The following is an 8,389-nucleotide window of genomic DNA, read 5'->3' as shown; positions in this document are numbered from 1 at the left end:
CGAAGCCAAGACCGATGCCCGCGACGCCGCCATCATCGCCGAAGCCGCTCGCTCGATGCCGCATACGCTGCGCTCGCTTCGACTGGCCGACGAGCAGCTCGCCGAACTCACCATGCTCTGCGGCTTCGATGACGACCTCGCCGCTCAGGTCACGCAAACCAGCAATCGCGTTCGCGGCCTGCTACTCAGATCCATCCGGCGCTCGAGCGTGTTCTCGGACCGCGCCTTGACCATCCAGCGGTACTCGATCTGCTTGAGCGCTATCCGTCGCCCGCCGCGCTTGCCGGAACCAGCGAGAAGACGCTCGCCAATCGCCTGACCAAGCTCGCTCCTCGCATGGGCAAAGGCTTAGCGGCCGAGATCGTTCAGGCACTGAGCGAACAAGCCGTGACCGTGCCCGGCACGCAAGCCGCCACCATCGTCATGCCCCGTTTGGCCCAGCAGCTTGCGGCCTTGCGTCAGCAACGCGACGAAGTCGCTGCCGAAGTTGAACGACTGGTGCTTGCTCACCCTCTTTGGCCGGTCCTGACCAGCATGCCGGGAGTCGGCGTCAGGACCGCCGCCAGACTCCTGACCGAAGTTGCCCACAAAGCCTTCGCTTCGGCCGCCCACTTGGCAGCCTATGCTGGCCTTGCCCCGGTAACCCGGCGCTCTGGCTCATCCATCCGCGGTGAGCATCCGTCTAGACGCGGCAACAAGGTACTCAAGCGCGCATTGTTCCTGTCCGCCTTCGCGGCATTGCGGGACCCGATCTCACGGGCCTATTACTCCCGCAAGATCCAGCAAGGCAAGCGTCATAACCAAGCGCTCATCGCGCTCGCACGGCGACGCTGCGACGTTCTGTTCGCCATGCTGCGCGACGGCACCATTTACCAACCCAAGTCAGTCCCTAACGCTTGACGAAACACATAGGGGCACCCCCCCGAAACGTAAGGCAATTGATTGGCGCTGATGCGGGGTCAACTCAATCGACCGGTCACGACGACAAACGGCAAGCGCCGCAAATCAACGATTGCGACTGAGCATCGGAGCCCGATTCCGCCCCTCTCAACTTCTCGGCAATTTCCACCGCCCCCGACACCGCTCTCGACGCACGCAACCGCACAATGCGCACGCGCGTCAGCGCACACTGACGTCGCGCAGCACGCCACCATATCCCGCATACAGATTGCCGTCAGGCAGCAACTGCCGCTGCGCGAGCTGCCGATGCACGACTGGCAGGTTATGGAACGGCATCCGCGCGAACAGGTGATGCTCGATGTGAAAATGAATCGCGTGCGGGCCGAACAGGAACGTCTGCCACGAACGCCGGGCGATCGTGCGCGCGTTGCGGCTCTGGTCGGCACCTGCCGGCAGCCCCGCGTGCTCGAAGATCGCGCGCACCTGTCCGGCGAGCGGCAGCAGCGTGACGGACGGCACGATCCACAACGTGACGTACAGCAGCGGATGTCCGGCCCACGCGAGCGCACCGAACAGCACACCGTTGCCTGCGAGCATCGACACGACCTCCCACGCGGCATACGCGCGCGACTTCCCGACCTTCGGCAACGCATGCGCAAACTCGCCGCGCGCAAGCTTCACGACACTCGTCACGTAGCCGATCCCGCACGCGTACGCGAGCAGGCGGCCGATCAGGCGCCTGCGCGTCACCGGATAGTCGTGCACGCCGAACAGCAGCGCGACGGGATCGTCCGGCTGCATCGGCGCGCGATGGTGCTTCAGATGGCCCGCGCGATACGTACGCAGCGACAGCCACAGCGGGCCGGCCGCGAACAGCTGGCCCAGCGCGTCGTTGACGCGCCGGTTCCGCGCCAGCAACCCGTGCGCGCCTTCGTGCATCATGACCGCGAGCGCCAGCTGGCTGCGCGCGATCACGATCGCGGCCAACGCGTACACGAGCGGATGCGCAAACGCGATCGCAACGGCGAACGCAGCGGCAATCATCAGCCAGTCGCCCGCCAGCGCCGCACCGACACGCGCGGCGCTCACGCGAAACAACGCGGGATCCGGCACGAACCGCGCAAGCTCGGCATTCGGCCCGGCCGGGTGAACGCGGGTATCCATCAAGCGAGCCTCCTGCGCAGCGAACGCCGCTCGACCCACAGCGCACTGACCATCGCGAGCGCCACGCCGCCCAGTACATCGGCGACCGTATGCTGCTTGAGCGTCAGCGTCGACGTGCAGATCAGCAGGCCGACCGTCACGGTCGCGAGCCGCCGCCGGTCCGCCAGCATCCGGCAGGCCAGACACGTCACCGCGACGTGCAGGCTCGGAAAGCCGTTGGCCGCGAGATCGAGCTGCCACATGCGCGCGAGGCGGTGGCGTACGAACGCGTTGCCGATCTCCGCGACGTCAGGCCTCGGCACGGCTTCAGGAAACAGCAGAAAACACACGACACCGAGCACGAACGCGATCAGCACCGCTTCCCTGAACGCGGCGAACGCAGGCGGCCGGGCATACCCGGCGAGCGCAATCACGAACGGAAAGAAGCCGACATAGACGAACCACGACCACGCGATGAACGGAATCCGCGCATCGATCGCCGTGGCGAACACATGGTGCGGCGTGACGCCGCGCTCCAGCAGAAAGAAGATCGCGAGACCGGCCGCCATGCCGAACGTCGCGGCCAGCATCTGCCGGATATCGGGCCGGCGATCGTCACGAAACGACAGCGAATTCATCGTGGCGCCGGCGCCTCGCATCGCGTATCGGAATCGGCCACCTGCGCACACGGACGCAGCGCGAGGAGGCGCGACGTCCATGCGTCCACGCGCGCACGCGCATGCTCGCGGCCGGCGATCGTTCCTGCCTGCGTACCGGGATCGCACATCAGCTCGGCCGCGGCCTGCCCGACTTCCCATCGGAACGCGGCCGCATCGCCGCGCCATGTGACGACGCGGTGCACGAGCTGCAGCTGTGCGGCGCGCGCGGCGTTGCTCGCCTGCTCGGGCTGGTCTGACTGCACGAGCAGGATCGGGCGGCGATACACGCGTGCGATCGACAGCGCAGCCATGCCGGGTGCCGACACGATCAGCGGTGCATGGGCGGCACGCGTCACCCAGTCGGCGTCGACGCCGGTCCAGCCGTCGTGCCCCGCATAGCCCTCGCCCACACGGTGTGCGGCCAGCCCCGCGTCGCGCATGCCGGCCGACAACGCATCGGCGAGCGCGATATCGCGGAAGTGCGGATTCAGATAGACGGCTGCGGCGGCCGGCTTCGAGGCCGGCAGTTCGGCGACGATTGGCACCGGAGTCGGCAGCCGGCAATACGCGTGGGCCCGCCGGACTTCGTCGGCCGCATCGTATGCGAAATCGTGTTCGATGCAGCACCGCGCCGAATCGATCTGCCAGTCGACGATCCGTCCGAAAGCACGCGCCAGCACACGCGGCAGCCGCGCATCGAAATTCGCGGTCAACGCGCGGCGCAGGCTGCCGCCGTACACGTGAACGACGCGGCGCCGCCAGCCCGGCATCGCGCCCATGAACAGCAGCGCCGGATGAAACGAGTCGTTGATCACGAGATCGGCATCGCGGCCGATCGCACGCAGCCGCGCGATGTCGCGCAGCATGCGCGTCGGCCGGAACACGTAATGCGCGACATTACGATCGGTCGCATCGCGCAGCATGTTCTGCCGCTCGTCGAACTGCACCGCGTAGTGACGGGACAGCACGGCTGCGTCGATGTCGAACGCCGCTAGGAACGCCTGCCCCGCATCGGACGTCGTCAGCACGTCGACCTGCGCACCGGCCGCGCGCAACGCATGCACGAGCAGTTGTGCGCGCATCAGGTGGCCGCGCGCGTCGGCCGTCGCGAGATAGACGATCCTCGGCATCATGCGCGCGGACGAAGCGACTGGAGCCAGCCGGCCGCGTACATCGCCAGCGCGCCCGTCACGCCGAAACCGGCTTCGATCGCGCGGATCTCGTCCAGCAACGCGGCGAGCCGCGCAAGCTCGGACGGCGCGACGAGACGGCGCAGCGTGTCCGCGCAGAGCCGGACGTGCCGCGTCTCGTCCGCGAGCACGCGCGAGAGCAGCGGATACAGCGGATGGGCAGCGCCGATCGTCGCGCAGTGGCGCGCGAGCACGCGCATCGCCATCTGCTCCGCACACAGCCCGGTCGCATAGGCCGGCACGAGCACGCCTTGCGCAAAATGCGGCGCATGGCGCTGCGCGAGCCGGCGCCACCGCATGATCTTGCGCCGGCTCAGCCAGTCCGGCTCGTGCGGCGCGGTCGACGGCGCGACGCCGCGTGCGCGCAGCGCTTCGGCGAACGCGGCCGCGTGGCGACGCTCGTCCGCGAGATGCTGCTCGATCCGCGGCGCGAGCCAGTCCGGCGGCTGGCCGGTCCAGTCCTCGTGCAACGCGCACTCGGTCGCTTCCTCGCCGATCAGGTACATGCGCAGCACCCAGCGCTCGCCATGCGTGCTGCGATGAAGCTGCCGGATCGCCGCCCGCTTGATGCGATCGACGAGGTACGCACGCACCCGTGCCGTACCGCGCGGCGCGGGCGCATCGAGACAGTCGAAGCGCCCATCGTGCGCCGCCGTCGGCGACGCGGGCAGCTCGCCTGCCGCGGTCATGCCGGCACACCCCGTGCGGACGCGGATTTCGTCGCGGATGCCGCGGCGGCGGCCGGATCGCGACGCCATCCGAGGATCAGGCCGATGAAGCTTTCCTGCATGAACGCATGCGCGGACGCGGTCGCCCCCGCGAATGCCTCCTCGCGGCCGTTCACGCGCAGATAACCGTTGCCGTCGCGCGCGCCGAATTCGATCCGGTCGTTCTTGCGGAAACCGCGCTCGCGCACGTCTTTCAGCAGCGCACTGCCGTCGAGACCGAACAGGAACAGCTCGCGCTGCGCAACCCACACCGGAATGTGATTGCTCAGTGCGTCGAAACGGATCGACCACGTGCCCGATGCCAGTGCGCGATCGACGTCCGCATCGTGCGGCGCGCTCGACGTGAAGCTCGCGCGCGCGACCGACTTCGTCAGGCCGCCGACGCCGAGTGCGATCGTGATGTCGTCCGCGGACGGCTGCTTCGGATCGGTCGCGCTCACCTTCACGAGATGCCGCGCGAGCCGCGATGCCAGCGACGGATGCGCGAACAGTGCCAGCGTTTCGTCCGGCGTGAGCACGTCGCGTTCGCCATCGCCCTCCTTCACGCGCACGCGATACGGATCGATCCGGACATCGGTGAACGTGCCGTGCACGGGCGCATGAACGTACACGTCACGGTCCCATTTCGCGCCGTCGCGACGCAGCAGCACATGCACGCTCAACGGCACGCGCCGGCCGTCGCGGTCGACGCCCGTGCCCTGAAGCAGCACGTCGCCGAGCACGTCCTTCGTGCGGCGCGTCGCATCGCTCGAGAAGACGATCGCGTGCGCATCGGTATCGATGCTCGCGTGAACGTCGGGCGCATCGAGCGCGACGCGATTGCAGTCGGCGGCGGCCGCGTTCGCGAACGGGCAGCCGCTTTGCGACGCGAAGTGGTAGATCCCGCGCCCCGCGTGATCGACCGGCGCGGCATGGGCGCCGGCGCTGGCGGCAAACAGGGCGATGCAGGCAACACGGGCGGCGAGAGAAGGCATGGTCGTGGTCGGAATGAAGGCAGGGTGCGGCGTGTCGTGGCCGCGCGCGATGCGCGGCGCCGGTTCAATGACGGTGATAGGACAGCGCGTCGAGATCGCGCCGGGCCGAAGCGCGCCCGGCAAGACCGAATCCGCGCGCGAGCGCACCGAGCGTATCGACGGCGGACGCCGCGATCGTGACGCCGACGGCCGCGAGATAACGCATGGCGCCGAGCCGCGGCAACTGCTGGCGATCGAGCGCGCGCAGGCTGTAGCCGAGCCGCATCGCCATCACGCATAACGGGCCGAGCGGGCCGCTGCGTCCGAGCCACTGCCATCCTCGCGGCAGGTACGCGTTCACGAGATACGGCGTCAGCCCGACGCTGTCCTCGCCGCGCATCCAGCGCAGCTTCAGCGATTCGCGATGCGTGTCCGGCAGCCGATGTTCGGTATGCGCGGCCGGCGCGAATTCGACGGCCACGCCGGCCGCCTGCATCCGCAGCCCCATCACCTGGCAGTGCGCGCGATAGACGCCGTCGAGCGGCTCGTAGCGAAATTGAGCGAACACGTCGCGCCGGAACGCGACGTTGTTCGCGTAGAAGTTGCGCGTCGCGCCGGCGCGCAGCGGGCTCGGGAAATACATGAAATCGATCGACGTCAGCGCGATGCCGAGCACGTTCGGCGCATAGCTCGTGCGCCCCGCCACCGCGACGGGTGCATCGCCGGCTTCGCGCGCAAACGGCGCGAGCAGGTGCTCGAGCCAGTCGTCGGCCGGCCGGCAATCGGCATCGCCGAACACGACGATGTCGCAGCGATCCGCGTCGACGCGATCGAACCCGTCGTTCTTCGCATCGTAGTAGCCGGTGCTCGCACCGATCTCGACGAAGTCGATCGGGCGGCCGGCCAGCGCGACGATCTCCGCGCACGCATCGGCCGGCAGCCCGTCGTGCGTGATGATCCATTGCGCGAGTGCCGCGGGCGGCACGGTCTGCTTCGACAGCGCCGAAACGAGGCGCTTCAGGCTATCGACGGCCTGCGCGAGGCCGGCACCGCCGCGCAGGTTGTTCGTTTCCAGCACGAGCGCGGCCTTCGCCGCCACGGCGTGAGCCGCCGCGCGCGTGCGCGGCGAGGTTTTCGTGATGTCCGGCATCCTGAATGTCTCCATCGTCATGCGCGACGGCATGGATGAAACGAATGGGCAGCGAGCCCGCACGCATTGGCGGATGCGGGTCGCCCGCGACCGTCGTCGCAAAACGGGCGGCCCGGAAGGCGCCCGCCTCGCGTGTGGTCACTCCTGGACGGACGGCGCCGATTCGGCGTCGGCATAGCGCGGCTTCGCGTTCTGCAGGTCGCGCGTGTTCTTCTGCACGGCCACCGAGCCGAACAGCGCGAGCACGAACGACATCGCGTAGAAGCCTTTCTCGCTCAATTGCAGCGTCGCATTGAAGAGGCCGACGATCAGCAGCGCGATCGACAGCAGCAGCGCGATCCAGCTGAGGCCGTAGTAGATGCCGGTGACGGGAATGCCTTCCGCGCGGTCGCGCACGCTCTTCTGCAGCGAGATCGCCGCGTAGAGGCCGAACACCAGCACGGTGAAGTAGTAACCCTTCTCGTTGAGCTGCATGCCGGCGTTCCAGAGACCGATCAGGAATGCTGCGAAACCGGCGAGCAGCGCGGCCCACGATGCGGCCACGAACGCGAACGACGGTTGCTGGATGGTGGTCTGGTTCATTGCTTTGCCCTCTCTTTCTTCTTGTTCGAAATCGTTTTCGTTGAACTGCGTTTCGCGCATGGTAGCAGCTTTGGCACGCGGCAAGACGGCTTGCTTGCAGTCTTACGATTCGCGCTGCGCGCGTCGCCAGCGCCCCGGCGTCGTGCCGAGCACCGCGCGAAACGCCTTGCCGAACGCGGCTTCCGACTGGTAACCGACCGCCTGCCCGATCTCCGCCTGCCCGCGCTGCGTGTCCTGCAGCAGCGCGCACGCATGCATCATCCGGATCTGTGCGACGAACGCGCCGACGCTCATTCCGGCCCGCTCGCGGAAATGCCGGGCGTACGTCGCACGCGACATCGCGGATGTGTCGCCGAGCGACTCGACCGTCCACGGCTTCTCCGGTGCCTGCAGGACGGCCTGTACCGACGGGCCGAGCCGCGCATCGGCAGCGAGCGCGAGCCAGCCGGACGGCACGCGCGCGCCACGGCCGTACGCGCGCAACGCATACGCGAGCAGTGCCTGGCCGAGCGCGTTCACAATCGCGCCGGCGCCCGGCTGCCCATTCGACGCCTCGGTACGCAGCACGCTCGTCAGCAGTTGCAGCGGTGCGAACCCCGATGCCTCGCGCAGCCCGACATGCAGCACGTGCGGCAGCGTGCGCATAAGCAGTTCGCCCGCGCCGCGCGCATAGACGAACCGTCCGCACAGCAGGTCCACGCTCGCGCCGCCCGGTTCGGCCGGATCGAGATTCGACTTGACCGGCAGCACCGCTCCGCCGCCGGCGCCGTGTTCGCGCAGCGCCGCAACCGGCCGCGACCGGCCCGCGCCGGCGTCGAGCAGCTCGTGCGCGCCGCCCGCGGGCAGCAGCACGAAATCGCCGTCGGCGAGCTGCAGCGTGCGCCCTTCCGTGGTATGCAGCCGGCACGTCCCGGCCAGCACCAGGTGAAACGCCGCCTCGCCCGGCGGCAGCGGGTCGTGCGGCATCGCGAACGGCCCGCCGAGCAGGCAGCGCACGTCGAGCTCGACATGGCTGCGGCCCAGCGACAGCAGTTGACTCAGGGCATCCATGAGACGATTGCGCTAAAAATTGACACTTTAGCGT

At 68.5% G+C, this 8,389-nt stretch carries 8 protein-coding genes and 1 pseudogene; 1 reads left to right on the top strand and 8 read right to left on the bottom strand.

Annotated elements, in window-relative coordinates:
* Positions 1-900 (top strand): annotated as a pseudogene (locus VK92_RS15070) (IS110 family transposase); the annotation flags it as partial.
* A gap of 219 nt (positions 901-1,119) precedes the next feature.
* On the opposite strand, the gene VK92_RS15065 reads toward VK92_RS15070, so the two are convergent.
* From VK92_RS15065 to VK92_RS15030, 8 genes are all read right to left on the bottom strand, one after another.
* Entirely contained in the window at positions 1,120-2,064 is a 945-nt protein-coding gene (locus VK92_RS15065) for a fatty acid desaturase family protein (protein ID WP_048022380.1), read from the bottom strand.
* Positions 2,064-2,681 carry a phosphatase PAP2 family protein gene (locus VK92_RS15060; RefSeq protein WP_048022400.1) on the bottom strand — a complete coding sequence of 206 codons (618 nt, stop codon included), beginning with the start codon at positions 2,679-2,681 and terminating at the stop codon, positions 2,064-2,066. The genes VK92_RS15065 and VK92_RS15060 overlap by 1 nt, the downstream gene beginning before the upstream one ends.
* Entirely contained in the window at positions 2,678-3,835 is a 1,158-nt protein-coding gene (locus tag VK92_RS15055; protein ID WP_048022378.1) for a hypothetical protein, read from the bottom strand. The genes VK92_RS15060 and VK92_RS15055 overlap by 4 nt, the downstream gene beginning before the upstream one ends.
* Positions 3,832-4,581 carry a hypothetical protein gene (locus tag VK92_RS15050; RefSeq protein WP_048022398.1) on the bottom strand — a complete coding sequence of 250 codons (750 nt, stop codon included), beginning with the start codon at positions 4,579-4,581 and terminating at the stop codon, positions 3,832-3,834. The genes VK92_RS15055 and VK92_RS15050 overlap by 4 nt, the downstream gene beginning before the upstream one ends.
* Complete coding sequence (locus VK92_RS15045; protein WP_048022396.1) at positions 4,578-5,594, bottom strand: hypothetical protein; 1,017 nt, start codon at positions 5,592-5,594, stop codon at positions 4,578-4,580. Before VK92_RS15045 ends, VK92_RS15050 begins: the two co-directional genes overlap by 4 nt.
* A gap of 64 nt (positions 5,595-5,658) precedes the next feature.
* Positions 5,659-6,723, bottom strand: coding sequence for a glycosyltransferase (locus VK92_RS15040; RefSeq protein ID WP_048022393.1), 1,065 nt, complete (start codon positions 6,721-6,723; stop codon positions 5,659-5,661).
* A gap of 138 nt (positions 6,724-6,861) precedes the next feature.
* Positions 6,862-7,305: an inner membrane protein YiaA gene (gene yiaA, locus VK92_RS15035; RefSeq protein ID WP_048022391.1), complete on the bottom strand. Its 444-nt coding sequence runs from the start codon at positions 7,303-7,305 to the stop codon at positions 6,862-6,864.
* A gap of 102 nt (positions 7,306-7,407) precedes the next feature.
* A complete protein-coding gene (locus tag VK92_RS15030) occupies positions 7,408-8,355 on the bottom strand; it encodes a cupin domain-containing protein (RefSeq protein WP_048022376.1) in 948 nt (315 codons plus the stop codon).
* Positions 8,356-8,389 lie beyond the last annotated feature (34 nt).

Origin of the sequence: Burkholderia sp. LK4 (assembly GCF_001043615.1) — a bacterium.
Taxonomy (GTDB): Bacteria; Pseudomonadota; Gammaproteobacteria; order Burkholderiales; family Burkholderiaceae; genus Burkholderia; species Burkholderia cepacia.
Note: the sequence above shows the minus strand (reverse complement) of the source record. Positions and strands in the feature narration are given on the sequence as shown.

Bases quoted from the DNA above. Each gene is read 5' to 3' on its own strand.
- VK92_RS15065 (WP_048022380.1), bottom strand. From the start codon at position 2,064: ATGGATACCCGCGTTCACCCGGCCGGGCCGAATGCCGAGCTTGCGCGG.
- VK92_RS15060 (WP_048022400.1), bottom strand. From the start codon at position 2,681: ATGAATTCGCTGTCGTTTCGTGACGATCGCCGGCCCGATATCCGGCAG.
- VK92_RS15055 (WP_048022378.1), bottom strand. From the start codon at position 3,835: ATGATGCCGAGGATCGTCTATCTCGCGACGGCCGACGCGCGCGGCCAC.
- VK92_RS15050 (WP_048022398.1), bottom strand. From the start codon at position 4,581: ATGACCGCGGCAGGCGAGCTGCCCGCGTCGCCGACGGCGGCGCACGAT.
- VK92_RS15045 (WP_048022396.1), bottom strand. From the start codon at position 5,594: ATGCCTTCTCTCGCCGCCCGTGTTGCCTGCATCGCCCTGTTTGCCGCC.
- VK92_RS15040 (WP_048022393.1), bottom strand. From the start codon at position 6,723: ATGCCGGACATCACGAAAACCTCGCCGCGCACGCGCGCGGCGGCTCAC.
- yiaA (WP_048022391.1), bottom strand. From the start codon at position 7,305: ATGAACCAGACCACCATCCAGCAACCGTCGTTCGCGTTCGTGGCCGCA.
- VK92_RS15030 (WP_048022376.1), bottom strand. From the start codon at position 8,355: ATGGATGCCCTGAGTCAACTGCTGTCGCTGGGCCGCAGCCATGTCGAG.